The 21,565-nt window shown below is 71.2% G+C and carries 18 protein-coding genes; 3 read left to right on the top strand and 15 right to left on the bottom strand.

Translation table 11 applies throughout. The annotated features are described in order from the left end of the window. Nucleotides 1-151 precede the first annotated feature (151 nt). The 6 genes from ABD652_RS10430 to ABD652_RS10405 all read right to left on the bottom strand — a co-directional run bounded on the left by ABD652_RS10430 (nt 152) and on the right by ABD652_RS10405 (nt 8,763). Nucleotides 152-1,507, bottom strand: a complete 1,356-nt coding sequence (locus ABD652_RS10430) for a glutamate-5-semialdehyde dehydrogenase (protein ID WP_344721000.1) — start codon at nt 1,505-1,507, stop codon at nt 152-154. A gap of 86 nt (nt 1,508-1,593) precedes the next feature. After that, nucleotides 1,594-2,778, bottom strand: coding sequence for a glutamate 5-kinase (proB, locus tag ABD652_RS10425; RefSeq protein ID WP_344720997.1), 1,185 nt, complete (start codon nt 2,776-2,778; stop codon nt 1,594-1,596). After that, on the bottom strand, nt 2,775-4,427 hold the full coding sequence (gene obgE / locus ABD652_RS10420) for a GTPase ObgE (RefSeq protein ID WP_344720995.1): 1,653 nt from the start codon (nt 4,425-4,427) through the stop codon (nt 2,775-2,777). Before obgE ends, proB begins: the two co-directional genes overlap by 4 nt. A gap of 159 nt (nt 4,428-4,586) precedes the next feature. Beyond that, nucleotides 4,587-4,844 (bottom strand): 50S ribosomal protein L27, encoded by a 258-nt coding sequence (gene rpmA / locus ABD652_RS10415; protein ID WP_344720993.1) that lies wholly within the window; start codon nt 4,842-4,844, stop codon nt 4,587-4,589. A gap of 73 nt (nt 4,845-4,917) precedes the next feature. Further along, the gene (gene rplU / locus ABD652_RS10410; protein ID WP_029514110.1) at nt 4,918-5,226 is read right to left on the bottom strand and encodes a 50S ribosomal protein L21; all 309 of its coding nucleotides are present in this window, start codon (nt 5,224-5,226) and stop codon (nt 4,918-4,920) included. A gap of 282 nt (nt 5,227-5,508) precedes the next feature. Next, the gene (locus ABD652_RS10405) at nt 5,509-8,763 is read right to left on the bottom strand and encodes an Rne/Rng family ribonuclease (RefSeq protein WP_344720988.1); all 3,255 of its coding nucleotides are present in this window, start codon (nt 8,761-8,763) and stop codon (nt 5,509-5,511) included. Nucleotides 8,764-9,303: 540 nt separating this feature from the next. Here ABD652_RS10405 and ABD652_RS10400 point away from each other — a divergent pair. The 3 genes from ABD652_RS10400 (at nt 9,304) to ABD652_RS10390 (ending at nt 11,907) form a co-directional block, all read left to right on the top strand. After that, nucleotides 9,304-9,930, top strand: a complete 627-nt coding sequence (locus tag ABD652_RS10400; protein ID WP_344720986.1) for a vitamin K epoxide reductase family protein — start codon at nt 9,304-9,306, stop codon at nt 9,928-9,930. Between the two features lie 125 nt (nt 9,931-10,055). Further along, the gene (locus tag ABD652_RS10395) at nt 10,056-11,150 is read left to right on the top strand and encodes an S-(hydroxymethyl)mycothiol dehydrogenase (protein ID WP_344720984.1); all 1,095 of its coding nucleotides are present in this window, start codon (nt 10,056-10,058) and stop codon (nt 11,148-11,150) included. 100 nt (nt 11,151-11,250) lie between these two features. Beyond that, nucleotides 11,251-11,907 carry an MBL fold metallo-hydrolase gene (locus ABD652_RS10390; protein WP_344720982.1) on the top strand — a complete coding sequence of 219 codons (657 nt, stop codon included), beginning with the start codon at nt 11,251-11,253 and terminating at the stop codon, nt 11,905-11,907. Nucleotides 11,908-11,989: 82 nt separating this feature from the next. On the opposite strand, the gene ABD652_RS10385 is transcribed toward ABD652_RS10390, so the two are convergent. From ABD652_RS10385 to ABD652_RS10345, 9 genes are all read right to left on the bottom strand, one after another. Next, the gene (locus ABD652_RS10385) at nt 11,990-12,778 is read right to left on the bottom strand and encodes a lipoate--protein ligase family protein (protein WP_344720979.1); all 789 of its coding nucleotides are present in this window, start codon (nt 12,776-12,778) and stop codon (nt 11,990-11,992) included. Further along, entirely contained in the window at nt 12,775-13,629 is an 855-nt protein-coding gene (locus ABD652_RS10380) for a thioesterase family protein (protein ID WP_344720976.1), read from the bottom strand. The genes ABD652_RS10385 and ABD652_RS10380 overlap by 4 nt, the downstream gene beginning before the upstream one ends. Nucleotides 13,630-13,647: 18 nt before the next feature. After that, complete coding sequence (gene nrdF / locus ABD652_RS10375) at nt 13,648-14,640, bottom strand: class 1b ribonucleoside-diphosphate reductase subunit beta (RefSeq protein WP_344720974.1); 993 nt, start codon at nt 14,638-14,640, stop codon at nt 13,648-13,650. A 170-nt stretch (nt 14,641-14,810) separates the two neighbouring features. Further along, nucleotides 14,811-16,943 (bottom strand): class 1b ribonucleoside-diphosphate reductase subunit alpha, encoded by a 2,133-nt coding sequence (nrdE, locus tag ABD652_RS10370; protein WP_344721094.1) that lies wholly within the window; start codon nt 16,941-16,943, stop codon nt 14,811-14,813. 38 nt (nt 16,944-16,981) lie between these two features. Next, entirely contained in the window at nt 16,982-17,413 is a 432-nt protein-coding gene (nrdI, locus tag ABD652_RS10365) for a class Ib ribonucleoside-diphosphate reductase assembly flavoprotein NrdI (RefSeq protein WP_344720972.1), read from the bottom strand. A 136-nt stretch (nt 17,414-17,549) separates the two neighbouring features. Next, nucleotides 17,550-17,801, bottom strand: coding sequence for a glutaredoxin-like protein NrdH (nrdH, locus tag ABD652_RS10360; protein ID WP_344720970.1), 252 nt, complete (start codon nt 17,799-17,801; stop codon nt 17,550-17,552). Nucleotides 17,802-18,215: 414 nt separating this feature from the next. Beyond that, nucleotides 18,216-19,265 carry a zinc-binding dehydrogenase gene (locus ABD652_RS10355; RefSeq protein ID WP_344720967.1) on the bottom strand — a complete coding sequence of 350 codons (1,050 nt, stop codon included), beginning with the start codon at nt 19,263-19,265 and terminating at the stop codon, nt 18,216-18,218. 49 nt (nt 19,266-19,314) lie between these two features. Continuing rightward, nucleotides 19,315-20,073 (bottom strand): glucose 1-dehydrogenase, encoded by a 759-nt coding sequence (locus ABD652_RS10350; protein WP_344721092.1) that lies wholly within the window; start codon nt 20,071-20,073, stop codon nt 19,315-19,317. Nucleotides 20,074-20,173: 100 nt separating this feature from the next. Beyond that, nucleotides 20,174-21,562, bottom strand: a complete 1,389-nt coding sequence (locus ABD652_RS10345; protein WP_344720965.1) for a GntP family permease — start codon at nt 21,560-21,562, stop codon at nt 20,174-20,176. Nucleotides 21,563-21,565 lie beyond the last annotated feature (3 nt).

The raw sequence follows: 21,565 nt of genomic DNA, 5'->3' as shown, positions 1-21,565 counted from the left end.
TGGCCGATACGACACACGCTACCCATATGATGAAGGACGGTCTACAGGTGCAAGACGTATTCTCAGGAGAAAATTCGCAGGGAAGGTCCTGCTCAGCCGCGCATCGGCCCGATCCGTCGAGCGCTGCGGACCGGGCCCGTCGACGACGGGATCAGGCGCGCACCTGACCGTCGCCGCGCACGATCCACTTGGTCGTCGTCAGTTCGGCCATGCCCATGGGGCCGCGGGCGTGCATCTTCTGCGTGGAGATGCCGACCTCGGCGCCGAGGCCGAACTCCCCGCCGTCGGTGAAGCGTGTGGAGGCGTTGACGATGACTGAGGCGGCGTCGACGCGGGCGACGAAGCGGTCGGCGCGGGCCACCGAGTCGGTGACGATCGCCTCGGTGTGACCGGTCGAATGGGCGGCGATGTGCTCGATCGCCCGGTCGACGTCGTCGACGACGCCGACGGCCATCTGCAGGTCCAGGAACTCGGTGCCGTAGTCCTCCGGCGTCAGCGGGTGCACCTCGCCCATCGGCTGGCCGTCGGCGGAGTCCGCCGGGTCGCCGGTGGGAAGCCACCGCCGGGCGCGCTCGTCGACGTGGAGGTCGACGCCGGCCCGCAGCAGCGCCCGCAGCGCCTCGCGGCCGGCCTCCTCGGCCTCGGCATGGAGCAGCAGCGTCTCGGCGGAGTTGCAGACGCTGGGGCGATGCGTCTTGGAGTTGAGCACGATGTCGCGGGCGGTGCGCGGATCCGCGCCGGCGTCGACGAAGACGTGCACATTGCCCTCGCCGGTCTCGATCACCGGCACCCGGGCGTTCTGCACCACGTGCTGGATCAGGGCGCGGCCGCCGCGCGGGATCAGCACGTCGACCGAGCCGCGGGAGGTCATCAGCTCGGTGGCGCCGTCGCGTCCGTGGGCGTCGATGGACTGCACCGCCTCCGCCGGGGCCCCGGTGTCGCGCAGCGCAGTGCGGATGATGGCCAGCAGCGTCTCGTTGGTGCGCGCGGCGGCGGAGCCTCCGCGCAGCACCGCGGCGTTGCCGGACTTCAGCGCCAGCGCGGCGATGTCGACGGTGACGTTGGGGCGGGCCTCGTAGATCACGCCCAGCACGCCCAGCGGCACGGTCTGCTGGGCCAGCCGCAGACCGTTGGGCAGCGTGCGGCCCTGCACGACGCGGCCGATCGGGTCGTCGAGTCCGATGACGGTCTCCACGGAGGCGGCGAGCTTCTCGATGCGCGCCTCGTCCAGCGCCAGCCGGTCGAGCAGCGCCCGGGAGAGCCCGGACTCGCGTCCGCGGGTCAGATCCTCCTGGTTGGCGGCCAGCAGCCCGTGGACCGACTCGCGGAGCCCGGCGGCGACGGCGGCGAGGAGGCGGTCCTTCTGCTCGCGGTCCAGCAGGGCGAGCTCGTGGGCGGCGCGGCGGGCGTCCCGGCTGATCCCGGCGATCGCCGCGCCGACGTCGGACGTGCCGTCCGGCGTGCCCTGCGTCCCCGGTGCGGCGGATTCGTGCGTCTCGTCACTCATGCCCCCAGCCTACTGGACTGTTGAACAACCCGGGGAGAGCCGTGCGGAGACGTCCGCAGTGCGGACACCTGACGTGACGGACTCCCTCAGTCCTCGGCGGGCCCGGCGGCGACCCGGACCATGTCGTCGGCGTGGACGACCTCGCGCTGGTGGTCCTCGCCGTAGAGCCGCACGATCTCGGTGGTCGATCGGCCGAGCATCCCCGGCAGCTCGACCGAGGAGAAGGCCACCAGTCCGCGGGCGTGCACGGTGCCGTCGGGGCCGGCGATCTCCACCGGGTCGGAGGGCTCGAACTCCCCGGTCACCGCAGTGATCCCGGCGGCCAGCAGGGAGCGGCGCCGGTGGACGACGGCGGCGACGGCGCCGTCGTCGACGGTCAGCCGTCCCTTCACGTGGGCCAGATGCGCCAGCCAGGCCGATCGCGCCCCGCGGCGCCGCCCGCGGGCGGTGAAGAAGGTCCCCACCGTCTCGCCGGCGAAGAGCCGGCCGGCCTGCGAGGCCGAGGTGAGCACCGCCGGGATGCCGTTGTCGGCGGTGATCCGGGCGGCCTCGACCTTGGTGACCATGCCGCCGGTGCCGACGCCGGCCTTGCCGCGGCGGCCCAGGGTCACGCCGCGCAGGTCGGCGGCGTCGTCGATGCACGGGATCGGCCGCCCGCCCTCGTCGGGCGGGCCGTCGTGCAGCGCGTCCACGTCGGAGAGCAGCACCAGCCCGTCGGCGCGGACCAGATTCGCCGTCAGCGCCGCCAGCCGGTCGTTGTCGCCGAAGCGGATCTCATGCGTGGCGACTGCGTCGTTCTCGTTGACCACCGGCACCGCCCCGAGACTGAGCAGCTTCTCCACCGCCCGCAGCGCGTTGGTGTAGTGCGTGCGTCGGATCAGGTCCTCCACCGTCAGCAGCACCTGCGAGACCGTGGTGGCGTGGGCGGCGAAGGCGCGCGTGTAGTGCGCCAGCAGCATGCCCTGCCCGACGGCGGCGGCGGCCTGCTGCGTGGCCAGATCATGCGGGCGGACGGACAGCCCCAGCGGTGCGAGCCCGGCGGCGATCGCCCCCGAGGAGACCAGCACGACGTCGGTGCCCCGGGCGCGCAGCCTCTGGACGTCGTCGACCAGCCGCTGCAGCGCCTCCACCGAGATCCCGCCGTCCAGCGTGGTCAGCGAGGACGAGCCGACTTTGATCACCAGGCGGCGCGCCCGGCCGATGTCGGCCTGCCCGGTCAGCACCGAGGCCGTCAGCCCCGTCGTCCGCGCATCGGACCCGCCGGCGTTCATCGGCGGTCTCCGCGGGATCCGTCGGTCTCGTCCTCCCAATCCTCGGGATGGACCTCGCCGGCGTCCTCCAGCCCTTCGTCGGGATCGCCCTCGGTGTAGACGATCTCGACCTGGTCGTCCTCGGCGTCGGCGCCGGAGCCCGAGTGCGAGTACTCCGAAGCCATCGCCGCCCGCGTGGCCGCCCGTGCGTCCCGGCGTGCCTGCTGGTCGGCCTTCTTCTCCTCGCGGGTGGGCCGGCTGCGCTCCTCGAAGCGCATGTCGGTGCCCCGCGGACCGCCCAGATGCTCGGCGCCGCCGGCCATCGTCGGCTCCCAGTCGAAGACGACCGCGTCGTCGCCGCCGATGACCACCGCATCTCCGGGACGAGCGCCCTGTCTGAACAGCTCGTCCTCGATGCCGATGCGCTCGAGCCGGTCGGCCAGGTAGCCGACGGCCTCGTCGTTGCCGAAGTCGGTCTGCAGGATCCAGCGCTCGGGCTTGGCGCCGCGCACGCGGAACAGCGGCTCGCCGCTCTTCTCCTCGCGGGTGATGGTGAAGGGCTTGGAGTCGACCGCCTTCGGGCGGACGGTCACCGGCGCCGGGGCCGGCGCGGTCTCGCGCCGCTGGCGGGCCTCGGCGACCAGGTCGGCCATGGCGAAGCCGAGCTGGCGCAGGCCGCCGCGGTCGAGCGCGGAGATGTCGAAGACGCGGTGGCCGCGGGCGACGAGCTCCTCGCGCACCAGCTCGGCCATCGCCTCGCCGTCGGGCAGGTCGGTCTTGTTCAGCGCGACCAGCCGCGGCCGCTCGGTCAGCGGCACAGTGGTGCCGGAGTCGGCGGCGAGGCCGTCGACGGAGTCGGGGGCGTAGGCGGCCAGCTCGGCCTCGACGGCGTCCAGATCGCTGAGCGGGTCGCGGTCCGGCTCGAGCGAGGCGCAGTCGAGCACGTGGACCAGCGCCGCGCAGCGCTCCACGTGGCGCAGGAACTCGTGTCCGAGGCCGCGGCCCTGCGCCGCGCCGGGGATGAGACCGGGGACGTCGGCGACGGTGTAGCGCACGTCGCCGGCCTCGACGACGCCGAGGTTCGGCACCAGCGTGGTGAAGGGGTAGTCCGCGATCTTCGGGCGCGCCGCACTCATCGCCGCGATGAGGCTGGACTTGCCCGACGAGGGGTATCCGACCAGCGCGATGTCCGCGACCGTCTTGACCTCGAGGACGACGTCGGCGCGTTCGCCGGGAGTGCCGAGCAGCGCGAAGCCCGGGGCCTTGCGCTTCTTCGAGGCCAGCGCCGCATTGCCCAGGCCGCCCTGTCCCCCGCCGGCGACGGTGCAGCGGGCTCCGGCGCCGATCAGGTCGGCCAGGACGTTGCCCTCGCGGTCCTTCACGACGGTGCCGTCGGGCACCGGCAGCTCCAGGGCCGGCCCCCGGCGTCCATGGCGCAGATCGCCCTCGCCGACGCCGCCGCTCTCCGCCGAGCGGTGCGGGCGGTGGTGATAGTCCAGCAGCGTGGTGGTCTGCGGGTCGACGACCAGCACCACGTCGCCGCCGTCCCCGCCGTCGGCCCCGTCGGGACCGCCGAGCGGCTTGAACTTCTCGCGATGCACGGAGACGCAGCCGTGGCCGCCGTCACCGCCTGCGGCGTGCAGGACGACGCGGTCGACGAAGTGTGCCATGGGGTTCTCCTGTCGGGAGGGGCGGGGCGACGAGACGATGCGCCGCCGGGACCTGCTGTTAAGACAGCAGAGGACGGACCGCGACGGCCCGTCCTCTGCTGCTCGTGTCCGACCGGGCCATGGAGTGCTGTCAGCACCCAGGTCCGCCCGGGGCCGCACTCACTGTGCGGCTGGAACGATGTTCACGACCTTGCGGCCGCGGCGGCTGCCGAATTCCACGGAGCCGTCGGACAGGGCGAACAGGGTGTCGTCCCCGCCGCGGCCGACGTTGCTGCCGGGGTGGAACTTGGTGCCGCGCTGGCGGATGAGGATCTCGCCGGCGGAGACGTCCTGTCCGCCGAAACGCTTCACGCCGAGACGGTTCGCGTTCGAGTCGCGGCCGTTCTTGGTGGAGCTGGCGCCCTTCTTCGATGCCATTGGTCTGCCTGCCTCTCAGCTGGGATGGATGGATGAACGGGGAACCGGCGTCGTCGGTCCGATCGGCCGTCGATCAGGCGATCGAGGTGACCTTCACGCGGGTCAGCTCGGAACGGTGACCCTGACGCTTGTGGTAGCCGGTCTTGTTCTTGAACTTGTGAATGACGACCTTCTTGCCGCGGACGTTCTCCAGCACCTCAGCAGTGACCTTGACCTTGGCCAGGTCGTCGGCGCCGGTGGTGACCTGGTCCCCGTCCACCAGCATCACTGCCGGCAGCTCGATGGTGCTGCCTGCCTCGGCGGGGACGCGGTCAAGGGTCACGAGGTCTCCGACGGAAACCTTCTCCTGGCGGCCGCCTGCGCGGACAATCGCGTACACCACTTGGGACTCACTTCTCTCGATGACAAATATGGACTGAAATTCTCGACCTGGCCGGCTGCACTGCCGGTCCGCGGCCGGTCCGGTCTCCCCCGCGGCCTCGCGGGGAGACCGGACGTCGGAGAACGGCGGCTTCGGACGGGACCGGGAGGGTCCGTGCGACCGGGCGCAGAAGACGTGCTGGTGCCGATGACACCAGGAATCAACTTTACGTCATTCCTGCTGTGCCGGCAACTGGAGACCCGCCGCGACACGCCGCCGGCGGGCGCCGCGACGACCCCGGACTCACGCGGAGCCGGAGGAGGCCTCGTCGCCAGTCTGGTCGGTCCCGGCCGCCGCCGTCGAGTCGCTCTGACCGAGCTCCTCGGCGGAGACGCCGACGCCGAACATGGTGGGCTCCGCGTCGGCGTCCTGGGCCGGCGCCGACGAATCCGCGACGGATCCGACCGAGGCGGAGAACGTGCTGCTCGGGCCGCTCGCCGACCGGGAGACCTCATGGACCTCTCCCCCGGCGCCCTGCGCCGAGCCGGCGCCCCGGCGACGACGCCGCGCCGGACGCCCGGATCCGGCGGCGGCCGCCGGAGTCGAGCTCGGCCCCGAGACCGGTGCGGCAGCAGCCGTCGGCTCGGCCGCCTGCTGCCCGGTGCCCTGCCCGGCGCCCTGCGCGGAGTTCTTCGCGGTGCTCTTCGCGGTGCTCTTCTCCGTGCGCTCGTCAGCGGCCTCGGCGGCGCTCTCCGCGGCGGAGTCGTCCTGGTTGCGCGACTCGAGCGCGGCGTCCAGCGAGTCCAGCGACACGTCGGCCCCCGACTCCTGACCGCCGCCGTGGTCGGCGGCCCGGTCCTGCTGGTCGCCGCGGGGCACCTCCACCGGCTCTCCGCCGATGGTCAGCACCGGGGCCTCGCCGGAGTCGTCCGCCGACGCCGTTCCGGCCCCTGCAGCCTCTGCGGCCTCTGCGGCCTCTGCGGCATCCGTCGCCCGGGTCGGGGCTCCGCCGCTGCGGGCGGCACGACGCGGGCGCCGCGACCGGCGGCGGCCCGAGCGGCTCTCGCCGTCGCGCTGGCCGGAAAGCTGACCCTGCTCACCGGAGGCCCGGCCGGCACCGCGGTCCGAGTCGGCCGACTCAGCCGCCGCAGTCGAGGCGGACTGGTCAGCCTGCTCGGCCTGCTCGGCCGTGGCCGCGGCCACCTGGGCCAGGGCCTGCCGAGCCTGCTCCTGCTTGGCCTTCTCCTCGGCCTGCTGCCGGCCGCCGGCCTGGTCGTCCTTCTTCTGCTGAGACTGCTGGCCGCCACCGCCGTCGCCGCCGTCGCCCTTGCCGCCGCGACGGCCCTTGCGGCGCTTCTTGGAGCCCTTGCCCTGCCGCATCTCACCGTCGGAGGTGTAGGAGGGCGTCTGAGTGATCGGCTCGCCGTGGGTGTGCAGCCCGCGGCCCTCGCAGTGCTCGCAGGTGGTGGAGAAGACCTCGAGCAGGCCGGTGCCCATGCGCTTCCGCGTCATCTGCACCAGGCCCAGCGAGGTCACCTCGGCCACCTGGTGCTTCGTCCGGTCCCGGCCGAGGCACTCGACCAGCCGGCGGAGCACCAGGTCGCGATTCGACTCCAGGACCATGTCGATGAAGTCGATGACGATGATCCCGCCGACGTCGCGCAGGCGCAGCTGACGGACGATCTCCTCGGCGGCCTCGAGGTTGTTCTTCGTGACCGTCTCCTCGAGGTTTCCGCCGGAGCCGGTGAACTTGCCGGTGTTGACGTCGACGACGGTCATCGCCTCGGTGCGGTCGAAGACCAGCGATCCGCCGGACGGCAGGTTGACCTTGCGATCCAGGGCCTTGGCGAGCTGCTCGTCGATCCGGTGGTGGGCGAAGACGTCGTCGGCCTTCTGCTCCTCCGGATTCCACTGGTGCAGCCGGTCGATCAGGTGCGGGGCCACGTAGGTCACGTAGGCCTCCACGTTGTCCCAGGTCTCCTGCCCCTGGATCTCCATCGAGGAGAAGTCCTCGTTGAAGACGTCGCGGACGACCTTGATGGTCAGATCCGGCTCGGAGTACAGCAGGTCCGGGGCGAGGACCTTCTTGTCGGCGGCCTGGGACTGGATGGTCTCCCACAGCGCCCGCAGTCGATTGATGTCGTTGGTCAGCTCCTCCTCGGAGGCGCCCTCGGCCGCAGTGCGCACGATCACGCCCGCATTCTGCGGCATCTGCTCCTTGAGGATCTTCTTCAGCCGGGCACGCTCAGTGTCGGGCAGCTTGCGCGAGATCCCGGTCATCGACCCGCCGGGGACGAAGACCAGGTAGCGCCCCGGCAGCGAGACCTGGCTGGTCAGGCGCGCTCCCTTGTGCCCGACCGGGTCCTTGGTGACCTGGACCAGGACCGAGTCGCCCGACTTCAGCGCGTTCTCGATCTTGCGCGGCCTGCCGTCGAGGTTCGCCGCGTCCCAGTCGACTTCGCCGGCGTAGATGATCGCATTGCGTCCGCGGCCGATGTCGACGAACGCCGCCTCCATCGAGGGCAGCACATTCTGCACCTTGCCGAGGTAGACGTTGCCGATCAGCGAGTCCTGCTGCGTGTTGGAGACATAGTGCTCGGCCAGCACGCCGTCCTCCAGCACCCCGATCTGGATCCGCTCGCCCTGCTGGCGCACGATCATCTTGCGGTCCACCGACTCGCGGCGGGCGAGGAACTCGGCCTCGGTGATCACCTGCCGCTTCCGCCCCCCGTCGCGGGAGTTCTTGCGGCGCTGGCGCTTGGCCTCCAGGCGGGTGGAGCCCTTCAACCCGGTGACCTTGGTCGGGGCGGCCGGCGCGTCGGCCTCGGCGGTCTCCCGCGGGGCGCGCACCCGGGTCACCGTGTGCTCGGGGTCGTCGCCCTCGCCGCCGGCGACCTCCATGTCGACCGAGCCGCGCCGGCGCCGGCGCCGCTTGCGCACGACCTCGCCGCCGTCGGATCCTGCCGAGCCGCCGTGGCCGTCGGACGCATCGGACGGCGCGTCCTGCCCGTCCTCGTCGGCGGAGTCGTCCTGGCCGTTCCCGGCGCTCCGGGAGCCGTCGCCGCCCTGCTCGGGCTGCCGGCTCCGGCCGCGGCTGCCGCGACGACGACGGCGGCGCGAGGAGCGTCGGCCCTCGTCGCCGGAGCCGTTCGACGCGTCGCCGCCCTCGTCCTGCGAGTCGTCGGACTCCGCGGAGTCCCGGGCCTGCGAGTCGGCGGCGCCGGAGTCGTCGGGCTCCTCCGCGTCCTCGGGCTCCTCCGGGTCCTCGGACTCCCCGCCCGCGACGACCTCGGCGGCGGGGATGGGCTGGACGGCCTCGAGATCGGGGGCCTGGAAGAGCACGGCGGTCGGGTCGGCCGCCGGAGCGGTCTCCGCCCCGTCCTGCCCCTGGCTCGCCGCGTCGGTCTCGCTCGGCTCCGCAGACTGCGGGGCGGTGGTCTCGGGGGTCTGCGGGGTCTCCTCCGCCGCAGACGGGCCGGCTTCCTGCGCCGGCGGGGTCGCCGCGCCCTGGTCGTCGGATGCGTCCTGGGACGTCGGCGTCGTGTCGGTGTGGGACATTGGTCGATTGCTCCTGCCGTCGCCGACGACGCCACACTCGCCGTCGCGCCGGCTGTTCGGTCCGGTCGTCCGTCGGGCCGCGTTCGCCCGCCCTCTCACGGCGGGTGCGGCCCGAGGTGAATCCTCATGGCTGGTCCGTCTGGCCGGTGGTCACCTCGCCGGGCGCTGACACCTGTCGATGGTGTGCGCTCTGCACGGCGGGGCGCCGCCTGCCGGCCTCGTCCTGTCGCTGCGCCGCCTGCTCGAAGAAGTGCTCCGGAGGCCAGTGTCGGCGGCGGCATCTTGATGCTCGAAGATGCGCGTCGTCATGCGCCGTGCGGACTCGGGGCGCGGCGGGCGCCGCTGATGCCCTCGCCCACGACGGGTGCCGGCGTCGCCGGGCCTCTGCGCGGTGCAGCTGTGCAGTTGTCGGAGGCTGTCAAGCTTCCACGAGGCCCGGGTGTGGACCGTGCCTCGATGCCTCCCAGTATCGCACACCGTCGACGAGGTCCACATCGTGGACCCTCTGAACGGCGTGCCGGGCCGCGTAGAATCGCGGACATGACCGCAGATTCCCCCGCCGAGAGCTCACCCGCGGATCCCGCCGCGCCGCGCCGCTTCACTGATCGCGGGACGGGCCTGTGGCTGCTGATCACCGGCGCCCTGGGGGCGCTGGCCACGATGCTGCTGCTCTACGAACGCGTCCAGATCTGGCAGGACCCGGATCACGTCACCGCCTGCGATGTGAATCCCTGGGTCTCCTGCGGGGCGGTCATGGAGTCCTGGCAGGCGGCCACCTTCGGCTTCCCGAACATCTTCATCGGAGTGGTGGGCTTCCCGCTGATCCTGGCGATCGCGGTGAGCCTGCTCGGCGGGATCCGGCTGCCGCGCTGGTACTGGGGCGGACTGCAGGTCGGAGTGCTCTTCGCCTTCGGCTTCTGCGTCTGGCTCTGGTCCCAGGCGGTCTATGCCATCGCGGCGCTGTGCCCCTACTGCATGCTCGTCTGGGCGGCCGTGATCCCGATGACGGCGGTGGTCACCGCGCGCAACGTCGAGCATGGGGTGCTGCCCGTGCCCGGCGGGCTGCGGCGGGTCCTCGCCGACTGGTGGTGGGTGGCGATGGTGCTGCTCTACCTGCTGGTCGTCGTCAGCATCATCGTGGAGCTCCCGCAGGCCCTGTCCTTCTGAGGCGTCTTCCTGAGCCGTCCTCCTGACCTGGGCGTTCTGATTGGTCGGAGGCCTCGACGCCCTTCCGCGAGCTCTGCCGTCGGTGACATGATGAGGGGACCAGCCGTCGAATCCCGGGAGGGACCATGCCGCATACCGTCGACGCCGTCGTCGTCACCGAGAAGAACGCCCCGGCGACTGTGGAGTCCATCGTCGTCCCGGACCCCGGCCCGGGCGAGGCCCTGGTCGATGTCCACACCTGCGGAGTCTGCCAGACCGACCAGCACTTCCAGCAGGGCGAAGTCGGCGACGAGTTCCCCTACCTGCTCGGCCATGAGGCCACCGGCCGCATCGCCGCCGTCGGCGCGGACGTCACCTCCGTGGCCGTCGGCGACAAGGTCATCCTCAACTGGCGGGCGGTCTGCGGCCAATGCCGCGCCTGCAGGAAGGGTCAGCTGCAGTACTGCTTCGACACGGCCAACGCGACCCAGAAGATGACCCTGACCGACGGCACCGAGCTGGAGCCGGCGCTGGGCATCGGCGCCTTCGCCGAGAAGACCCTGGTCGCCGCCGGCCAGTGCACCCGCATCGACGACCTCGACGACTCCCACGACGCCGCCGTCGGGCTGCTGGGCTGCGGCGTCATGGCCGGCATCGGCGCCGCACTCAACACCGCCGACATCCGCCGCGGCGAATCCGTCGCAGTCATCGGCTGCGGCGGCGTGGGCACCGCCGCGATCACCGGGGCGAAGCTGGCCGGAGCCACCACGATCATCGCCGTCGACCTCGACGCCCGGAAGCTCGAGACCGCCGCGGCGATGGGCGCGACCCACACCGTCGAGGCCTCGACGACCGACGTGATCGAAGCCATCCGCGCACACACCGGCGGCGACGGCGCCGATGTCGTCATCGACGCCGTCGGGATCCCGGCGACCTACACCCAGGCCTTCTACGCCCGCGACCTGGCCGGTCGGGTCGTGCTGGTCGGCGTCCCCGACGCTTCCCTGACGCTGCAGCTGCCGCTGCAGGACATCTTCGCCCGCGGCGGATCTCTGAAGTCCTCCTGGTACGGCGACTGCCTGCCCTCCCGTGACTTCCCCATGCTCGTCGACCTCTACCAGCAGGGCCGACTCGACCTGGACGCCTTCGTCACCGAACGCGTCGGCCTCGATCAGGTCCAGCAGGCCTTCGAGACCATGAACCGCGGCGACGTGCTGCGCAGCGTCGTCGAGATCAGCTGAGACACCGCACCAGCACCACACCAGCACCGCCAGCCCGCCCCGGATCCGGCACTGCGCCGATTCCGGGGCGGGCTGGCGGCGACGATCAAGGAGCAGATCCATGTCCCAGGCACGTATCGAGCATCTGAGCACCTCGGGAGCCTTCGCCCTCGACGGCGGATCCTGGGAGGTGGACAACAACGTCTGGCTCGTCGGCGACGACCAGGAAGTGATCGTCATCGATCCCGCCCATGACTCCGACGCCGTCGCCGCAGCCGTCGGTGAGCGGCAGGTCAGCGCGATCCTGCTCACCCACGGGCACAATGACCACGTCAGCGAGGCCCTGGCCGTGCAGCGCGCCGTGGGCGGGCGCATCCACCTGAATCCCGAGGATGCGATGCTCTGGGAGCAGGTCCACGGTCACACCGCCCCCGACGTCGACATCACCGACGGAGACACCTTCACCGTCTCCGATGTGCGGCTGACCGCGATCCACACTCCCGGCCATTCGCCGGGCTCGACCTGCTTCTACAGCGAGGACCTCGCCGACGAGCACCACTCCGGCGGGCCGGTGCTCTTCTCCGGCGACACCCTCTTCCAGGGCGGCCCCGGGGCGACGGGGCGCTCCTACTCCAGCTACGAGCTGATCCTCGACTCCATCGAGGGCCGGATCTTCAACGACCTGCCCGAGGAGACCCGGGTGCACACCGGCCATGGGCCGACCACTCGGGTCGGCGACGAGAAGCCCCAGCTCGAGGAGTGGCGGAAGCAGGCCTGAGCTGGCCGGAACTGACCGGAACCGACCGGCGCTGTCTCCGGGCCGAGCGGGATCCGTCGCGACGGGTTCGGCTCGGCCCGGTTCAGTCCAGCGGCGGGGGTTCGCCGGCGAGGAGCTCGTGCTGCTCGCGGTAGACCGCCAGCAGCTGTTCCTCGACGGCGTCGACGTCCAGCCCGGGACGCACGTCCTCCGCCGCCCCGGCGGTCAGCGGGTCCCAGTCCAGGCCGAGGGCCTCGTAGACCTCGGAGAGCACCCGACGGATCGCCGCGCCGTCCTCGACGACGATCACCGAGGAGAACAGCCAGCCGGTGCCGATGACCCGCTGGGCGGTGCCGACCAGCTTGACCCGCCGGTCGCCGGCGACGCCGTGCACCGAGTGCTCTCCGGGGCAGTACTCGTCGGGGATCTCGCCGGAGCGGGCGTCGACCCCGCAGCGGAGCAGCGTCTCGGTGAGCAGCTCGCCGAAGCGGGAGAAGCGCGTCCGGGACTCCACCACGGGGTCGTGGTCCGGTTCGATGTGGTCGACCACCAGGCAGCCGGGGTGGTACGCCGCCGCCCGTCCTCCGGCTCGGCGCACCAGCGGCTCGAAGCCCCGGCGGCGGCAGGCCTCGGCGGCCGCACCATGGCCGGGCAGCCGCCGGTCGCGCTGGCCGAAGGCCACGGTCGGCCGCGGCCGGTAGATGCGCAGCATCGGCGGCGTGGCGCCGCTCCGGGTGCCCTGCAGCCAGGCGATGGCCGCGTCGAGGTCGCCGGCCGCACCCCGCGAGACGGACGGCCGGTGGAGCAGCAGCCGGGTGCGCTCCCCCGCGGCGTCGGCGCGGCGATCGGGCCCGGCGTCCGCATCGGCGGCGACGACGGTGGACGCGCTCATGCCGTGCCGCGCGGAGCTCGCAGCGTCAGGATCTGCTCGCAGCGGCCGAAGGGCCCGTGCTCGTCATGCAGCACAGTGCTGGTCAGCCCGACGCCGTCGGCTCCGAAGGTCTGCCGGACGTCGACGCCGAGCCAGTCCCCGGCCGGGGCGCGATGCAGGTGCAGCTGCAGGTCGAGGTTCGGGTAAGCCCAGGACTCCGGGCCCGGATCCACCCGGGGAACGATGCCGTTGGCGGTGTCGGCCAGCGAGGCCAGATGCGCCAGCGGCGAGACCTCGGCGTCCTCGAGCAGCGGGATCTCGCTGCGCAGCCAGGCGGCGCCCCGCCCGGGCCGGCGACGGGTCGGCGTCCGGATCTCCAGCGAGCGGATGAATCCGCCGGGCCAGACCTGCAGCCCCGCGAACGGCTCCAGGGCCTCCGGCGGATCCAGCGGCTCGTCCTCGACGCCGGCGACGGCGCGCGAATCGGTGGTGAGCATCCGCCAGCCGCGGGCGACGACGGCGGTGCGCCCGCCCGCGACCAGCTCGGCCTCGACGAGTTCGATGGTCCGGCCCGGACGGATCATCCGCGTGCGGACCTCGAACTCGCCGGCGTGGATGAGTCCGTGGATGTCGAAGCTGACGCGCGCCAGGCGCAGATCGTCCCGCGGCTGGAACTGCTCCAGTTCGTGGACGAGCAGCCCGGTGACCGGGGCCATGTGCTGCTCATGCGGGTTCCAGGCGCCCTGGGCGTGCACCGTCGAGACGTACCGGCCCTCGCCGAGGGCACGGTAGCGGAACGTCCCCTCGGCGAGCTCCGGCATCGGCGGCGCCTCGGCCGCCGGCGTCGTCGTCGGCGTCGTCGACTCAGCCATCCGTCGTCCTCCGTCCGCTCAGAAGTCCCAGTCCTCGTCCGCGGTCTCGACGGCCTTGCCGATGACGTAGGAGGAGCCCGAGCCGGAGAAGAAGTCGTGGTTCTCGTCGGCGTTGGGGCTCAGCGCGGAGAGGATGGCCGGGTTCACGTCGGTGACCTCCTTGGGGAACATCGGCTCGTAGCCGAGGTTCATCAGCGCCTTGTTGGCGTTGTAGTGGAGGAACTTCTTGACGTCCTCGGTCATGCCCACGCCGTCGTAGAGGTCGGCGGTGTACTGGACCTCGTTCTCGTAGAGCTCCATGAGCAGGTCGTAGGTGTAGTCCTTCAGCTCCTGACGACGCTCCTCGGTCTCGTTCTCCAGCGCGCGCTGGTACTTATAGCCGATGTAGTAGCCGTGCACGGCCTCGTCGCGGATGATCAGCCGGATGACGTCGGCGGTGTTGGTCAGCTTCGCGTGGGCCGACCAGTGCATCGGCAGGTAGAAGCCGGAGTAGAAGAGGAAGGACTCCAGGATCGTGGAGGCCACGCGCTTCTTCATGCCGTCCTCGCCGTGGTAGTAGTCCATGACGATCTGCGCCTTGCGCTGCAGGTTCGCGTTCTCCTTGGACCAGCGGAAGGCGTCGTCGATCTCCTTGGTGGAGCACAGCGTGGAGAAGATCGAGGAGTAGGACTTCGCGTGCACCGACTCCATGAAGGCGATGTTGGTGTAGACCGCCTCCTCGTGCTGGGTCAGCGCATGCGGGATCAGCGCGACGGCGCCGACGGTGCCCTGGATGGTGTCCAGCAGGGTCAGCCCGGTGAAGACCCGCATGGTCAGGGTCTTCTCCTCGTCGGTCAGCGTGTTCCAGGACTGGATGTCGTTGGACAGCGGGATCTTCTCCGGCAGCCAGAAGTTTCCGGTCAGCCGGTCCCAGACCTCGCCGTCCTTCTCGTCCTCGAGCCGGTTCCAGTTGATGGCGTCGACGTGATCGAGCAGCGAGGACGAGTGCGTCGCCTCAGGTGAAGTGGTCATGGTGATCTGCCGTCCTTCTCAAGCGGAGTTCGCGCATGCAGGCGCGGGGGTCGATGGCCCCGGCGACGTCGACTCTACCGGTCCGCGCGGGTCGGTCCGACCGTCCGCGGGCGCGGGCGGCCGGACCGACCGGCGGGTCGCCGTCGTCGGGGCGGCGGAGGGTCAGCCGGTCACAGGGCGCAGGAGACGCAGCCCTCGACCTCGGTGCCCTCCAGGGCCAGCTGGCGCAGCCGGATGTAGTAGAGGGTCTTGATGCCCTTCTTCCACGCGTAGATCTGCGCCTTGTTGATGTCGCGCGTGGACGCGGTGTCCTTGAAGAACAGCGTCAGCGACAGCCCCTGGTCCACGTGCTGCGTGGCCTCGGCGTAGGTGTCGATGATCTTCTCGTACCCGATCTCGTACGCGTCCTGGTAGTACTCCAGGTTGTCGTTGGTCAGGTACGGCGCCGGGTAGTACACCCGTCCCAGCTTGCCCTCCTTGCGGATCTCGATCGGCGAGGCGACCGGGTGGATCGAGGAGGTCGAGTTGTTGATGTAGGAGATCGAGCCCGTCGGCGGCACGGCCTGCAGGTTCTGGTTGTAGATCCCGTGCTCCATGACCGAGGCCTTCAGCGCGCGCCAGTCCTCCTGGGTCGGGATGTCGATGTGGTCGAAGAGCCGGCGGACCGTCTCGGTCTTCGGCTCCCAGACCTGCTCGGTGTACTTGTCGAAGAACTCGCCCGAGGCGTAGGCCGACCGCTCGAAGCCGTCGAAGACCTCGCCCTTCTCCTGCGCCAGGATGTTCGAGGCCCGCAGCGCGTGGAACAGCACCGTGTAGAAGTAGATGTTGGTGAAGTCCAGGCCCTCCTCGGAGCCGTAGAACACCCGCTCGCGCGCCAGGTAGCCGTGCAGGTTCATCTGCCCCAGGCCGATGGCGTGCGACCGCCGGTTGCCGTCGGCGATCGAGGGCACCGAGTTGATGTCGGACATGTCCGAGACCGCCGTCAGCGAGCGGATCGCCGTCTCGATGGTCTGCCCGAAGTCCGGCGAGTCCATCGTCTTGGCGATGTTCAGCGACCCCAGGTTGCAGGAGATGTCCTTGCCGACGACCTCGTAGCCGAGGTCGTCGGTGTAGCGCGAGGGCTCCGAGACCTGCAGGATCTCCGAGCACAGGTTCGACATCGTCACCCGGCCGTCGATCGGGTTGGCCCGGTTCACGGTGTCCTCGAACATCACGTACGGGTAGCCGGACTCGAACTGGATCTCGGCCAGCGTCTGGAAGAACTCGCGGGCGCTGATCTTCGACTTCCGGATCCGGGCGTCGTCGACCATCTCGTAGTACTTCTCGGTCACCGAGATCTCGGTGAACTCCTTGCCGTAGACGCGCTCGACGTCGTACGGCGAGAACAGGTACATGTCCTCGTTCCGCTTGGCCAGCTCGAAGGTGATGTCCGGGACCACCACGCCGAGCGAGAGCGTCTTGATGCGGATCTTCTCGTCGGCGTTCTCCCGCTTGGTGTCCAGGAAGCGGTGGATGTCCGGGTGGTGGGCGTTGAGGTACACCGCCCCGGCGCCCTGGCGGGCGCCCAGCTGGTTCGCGTAGGAGAACGAGTCCTCCAGCAGCTTCATCACCGGGATGACGCCCGAGGACTGGTCCTGGATCTGCTTGATGGGCGCGCCGTGCTCACGGACGTTCGTCAGCGACAGCGCGACGCCGCCGCCACGCTTGGACAGCTGCAGCGAGGAGTTGATGCCGCGGGCGATCGACTCCATGTTGTCCTCGACGCGCAGCAGGAAGCAGGAGACCAGCTCGCCGCGCTGCTTCTTCCCGGCGTTCAGGAAGGTCGGCGTCGCCGGCTGGAAGCGTCCGGCCATGATCTCGTCGACGATGCGCACCGCCACGTCCTCGTCGCCGCGGGCCAGATGCAGCGCGACCATGGTGACCCGGTCCTCGTAGCGCTCCAGGTAGCGCTGGCCGTCGAAGGTCTTCAGCGCGTAGGAGGTGTAGAACTTGAAGGCGCCGAGGAACGTCGGGAAGCGGAACTTCTTCGCGTAGGCGCGCTGGAAGAGGCGCTTGACGAACTCCCGCTCGTAGGCCTCGAGCGTCTCGGGCTCGTAGTAGTCCTTCTCGACCAGGTGGTCGAGCTTCTCCTCCAGATCGTGGAAGAACACCGTGTTGGTGTTCACGTGGTCCAGGAAGTACTGGCGCGCGGCCAGCTGGTCGGCCTCGAACTGGATCCGGCCGTCTTCGCTGTAGAGGTTCAGCATGGCGTTGAGCTCGTGATAGCTCAGGCCCTGCCACTGCGGCGGCACCTCCTTGGCCAGAGGCTCCTCCGGCGAGACCTGCTCCGCGTCGCTCTCGATCAGCGGCTTGACTGCTGTGTCCAAAACTCTTCCAATCCTTCGTGCACCGTCGAGACGTCCTCGGCGGTGCCCATCAGTTCGAACCTGTACAGATGCGGCACACCGCATTTGGCGGCGACGATGTCGCCGGCGATGCAGTAGCTGTCGTGGAAATTCGTGTTGCCCGCGCCGATGACTCCGCGCAGCAGATTCCGGTTGGACTCCACGTTGAGGAACGCGATGACCTGCTTCGGCACCGAGCCGCGCCCTCCGGCCGCCCCGTAGGTCGGCAGGATGAGCACGAACGGCTCGGTGGCCTGCAGCGTCTCGCCCTTGGTGCGCAGCGGCAGCCGCGCCGTGGTGCCCGCGGGCTGCTCGAGCTTCTCCACGAAACGATGCGTGTTGTTCGACGCGGAGGAGAAGTAGATCAGCCGGGCCGAGGTCTTGATCATCGCCGACGGGGTCCTTCTCGAGGAGTGCTGCGGGGTGCTGGGGCTGCGTCCTGCGAGCCGCCGCTCCCCCGCCCGTGTCCGACGGGCGGGTCCGGGATGCGGCTCGCCGCCCGGCGGGTCTCGCCGGCCTCGACGCTCAGGCGACCGAGGAGGCGGTGCTCTGCGCGGAGGCCAGCGCCGAGATCTTGTCCGGGCGGAAGCCCGACCAGTGGTCGTTCTCGGTGACGACGACGGGGGCCTGCATGTAGCCCAGCGCACGGACGTGCTCGAGGGCCTCGGCGTCCTGCGAGACGTCGACGCTGGTGTACTCCACGCCGTTCTTGTCCAGGGCGCGGTAGGTGGCGTTGCACTGAACGCAGGCCGGCTTGGTGTAGACGGTGACGGACATTGCGGCTCCCCTGTCTCTGGTCTTCCGACGGCTGCGGCGTCGTGTGTGGTCATTCGTGCCGGAGCACTGCTTCAATACTACATCTAGGGGCGGCGTTGGGAAACGACCACTAGATGCTGTACTCACACCCGTGTAGTTCCTCCACCGCTCGGTGCACAGCCGCTGTGGAGAGAGCGATCGGCGTCCTGATGCGGAAGCAGTCGGGGCGGCCGCCTGCGGTCCACAGCTGTGGACGCGGAGTTCTCCCCCGCCCGAGGTGATCGGGGGAACAGTGCGGACCGGCGTGTCGTCCCTCGCCGCCACCGCGGCGCCGGTCGACGACGCACTCGCGGGCCGGCCGCACCATCAGCTGGTGCGACCGGCCCGCGAGGTGTTCGTGCGGCCCTCTCCGGGGACCTCCCCGACGCTTGGGGCTCAGAGCCAGGAGGCGATGACCTTGCCGGAGGCCTCGGAGTCGCCCGCGGCGGCGAAGAGCTCCTCCGGGCGCTCCGGGCCGAGCTCGTGGGTGATCACCGCCTCGATCTCCGGCCGCCGGGCGAGCAGCTCCACGGCGTCGTCGATCTCGTCGACGAAGCGGAAGGCCCCGACCAGCCGGACCTCCCGGGCGATCAGCGGCGCCAGCGCGATCGCCTGCCGCTCGGGCGGGACCATGCCCACCTGGACGACGACGCCGGCCGGACGCACGGCCTGCAGCGCCGCGGAGATCGACGACGGCGCCGCCGAGCACTCCAGCACCACGTCGTAGGCTCCGGCCTCGGGCGTCTCACGATCGGCGCGCAGCACCCGCTCGGCCCCCTGCGCACGCGCGCGCTCCAGCGGGCCGTCGCGGACGTCGCAGGCGTCGACGACGGCGCCGGCGTCGCGCGCGGCGGCGACCGCCAGCAGCCCGATGGGTCCGGCGCCGGCGACCAGCACCCGCGCGCCGTCGAGCGCCGCGCCGACCGAGCGGGCCTGGGTGAGCGCATGCAGCGCGACTCCCAGGGGCTCGGCCAGCACCGCGGTGCGCGGCGAGAGCCCGGCGGGCAGCGCCCGGAGCATGTCCGCCTCGACGACGAGCAGCTCGCTCAGCGCGCCCTGGGTGTGCGGCCAGGTCGAGGCGCTGCCCAGATACGAGCCCCCGGCGAAGAGGTTCGGCGCCTCGGCGAACCGCGCATCGCGGTCCCCGAACCGCGCCGGGTGCACCGTCACCGGAGTGCCCGGCTCCCAGCGGCCGGCCGGGTCCTGGTCGACCGTCGCGGAGAGCTCGTGGCCGGGGACCAGCGGCTCGCGCACGGCGAAGGCGCCGTTCGCGCCGTCGGCGTAGTAGTGCAGGTCCGAGCCGCAGATCCCCACGTGCCGGATGCGCAGCCGCACCTGACCGGGGCCGGGCTCCGGTGCGGGGACCTCGCGGATCGCCGCGGTCTCGGCGGCGTCGATGAACAGCGCCCGCATCGTGGTCGGCGTGCTGCCGGTGTCGGCGTCCATGCCGCTCCTCCTTCCTGCCCGCGGCGCGCGGCCGCGGACGATCCTCGGCTCAGACGACGGCGGTCATGCCGCCGTCGACGACCAGGTTCTGCCCCGAGACGAAGCTCGACGCCGGCGAGCACAGGAACAGCAGCGCCCCGTCGAGCTCGGCGAAGGAGCCCCAGCGGCCGGCCGGGGTCCGTGCCGTCAGCCAGGAGGTGAACTGCTCGTCGTCGACGAGGGCGCGATTCATCTCCGTGGCGAAGTAGCCCGGGGACAGGGCGTTGACCTGGATGCCGTGCCCGGTCAGGTCCGCGGCCAAGCCCTTGGTCAGCTGCACGACCGCGCCCTTGGTGGCCGAGTACGGGGCGATCGTGCCGCGGGCCAGCTGCGACTGCACGGAGGCGATGTTCACGATCCGTCCCGAGCCGCGGGCGATCATCGCCGGCAGCAGCGGACGCGAGACGTGGAAGACGCTGTCCAGGTTGGAGGCGACCACCGCGTCCCAGTCCTCGGTGCTGAACTCCTGGATCGGCGCCCGCCGCTGCAGGCCGGCGTTGTTCACCAGGATGTCCGGCGCCCCGTGCTCGGCGACCAGCGCCTCGAGCGCCGTGCGCGAGGCCTCGGCGTCGGTGACGTCGAAGCTGACGACCAGCGGCTCGGCGCCGCCGGCGGCGACGATGCTCGAGCGCACCTCGTCCAGCGCCGCGGCGTCGCGGCCGTGCAGCACCACCTGCGCCCCGGCGCGGGCCAGGGTCAGGGCCAGCGAGCGTCCCAGCCCGCGGGAGGAGCCGGTGACCAGTGCGAGCTTCCCGGCGACCGAGAACAGCCGCGCGGGATCGTCGGCGGTGAGCGCCTCGACGGCCTCGACCTCGGTCCCGCCGGGGCGGGAGGCGTCGTGGGGATCCTCAGCTGCCACGTTCTCCTCCTCAGACGGCCGAAGCGGCCAGGTAGACGATGCCGACGAGCACGAAGGCGATGACCGACTGCAGCGCCTGCTGCACGGTCCAGGTCTTCAGCGTGGTCTTCACGTCCATGTCCAGCAGCCGGCCGACGAGCCAGAAGCCGGAGTCGTTGACGTGGCCGGCGAAGACCGAGCCGGCCGCGGTGACCAGCACGATGCAGGCGACCTGCAGGGCGTTGAAGTCGCCCTCGAGGACCGCCGGAGAGACCAGCCCTGCGGCGGTGACCAGTGCGACGGTCGCCGAGCCCTGCGCCAGGCGCAGGATGACCGCGATCAGGTAGGCGGCGATGAACACCGGCAGGCCGATGTCGGCCAGCGAGTCCTCCAGCGCGGCGCCGATGCCCGAGGCCTGCAGCACGCCGCCGAACATGCCGCCGGCGCCGGTGATGAGCACCACGGAGCAGATCGGGCCCAGCGAGGAGTCCAGCAGCTTCTCCAGCGCCGAGCCGTCCTCGCCGCGGCGGTGGCCGAGCACGAAGGTCGCCACGATCACGGCGATCAGCAGCGCCATCGCCGAGGTGCCGAGGAAGGAGAGGGCCGCGGCCCAGGTCGCGTCGGTGTCGACGGCGCCGATCGAGCCCAGCGCGTTGAGCCCGGTGTTCATCAGGATCAGCAGCATCGGGAGCAGCAGCAGCGAGATCACCGTGCCGACGCGCGGCGGGTTCGTCGGCTGGTCGTCGTCGACGGCGCCGAAGAGCGTCGGGACCGGCAGCGGGGTGCGGGCGGCGGCCACGCGCCCCCAGACCGCACCGGCGGCGTACCAGAGCGGGAAGGCGATGACGAGTCCGACCAGCAGCACCAGTCCGAGGTTGGCCTCGTAGAACTCGGTCGCGCTGACGGGCCCGGGATGCGGGGGCAGGAAGACGTGCATCACCGAGAACGCCGCGGCGGTCGGGATGGCGTAGAGCAGCACCGACCGGCTGGAGAGCCGTCGGGCGACGGCGAAGACGATCGGCAGCATCATGACCAGCCCGGCGTCGAAGAACATCGGGAAGCCGAGGATGAGTGCCGAGACGCCGAGGGCGAACGGGGCCCTCTTCTCGCCGAAGGTGTCGACCATGCGATCGGCGAGGGCCTTCGCCCCGCCGGAGTGCTCGATGAGCCGCCCGAGCATCGCTCCCAGCGCGACGAGGATCGCCACGGAGGCCAACGTCGAGCCGAAGCCCTCGGACATCGTGTCGTAGACCGCCGACATGGGCACGCCGGCGGCGATCGCGGTGAGCGCCGAGACCACCACCAGGGTGATGAAGGCGTGCACACGGAAGCGGATGATGAGGATGAGGATCACCGCGACGGCCGCGGCGGCGATGCCGAGCAGCGGTGCGGTGCCCAGAGTCTGTGTCCAGTCGTCCATGGA

Source organism: Nesterenkonia halobia, from assembly GCF_039536005.1.
GTDB lineage: Bacteria > Actinomycetota > Actinomycetes > Actinomycetales > Micrococcaceae > Nesterenkonia > Nesterenkonia halobia.
Note: the sequence above shows the minus strand (reverse complement) of the source record. Positions and strands in the feature narration are given on the sequence as shown.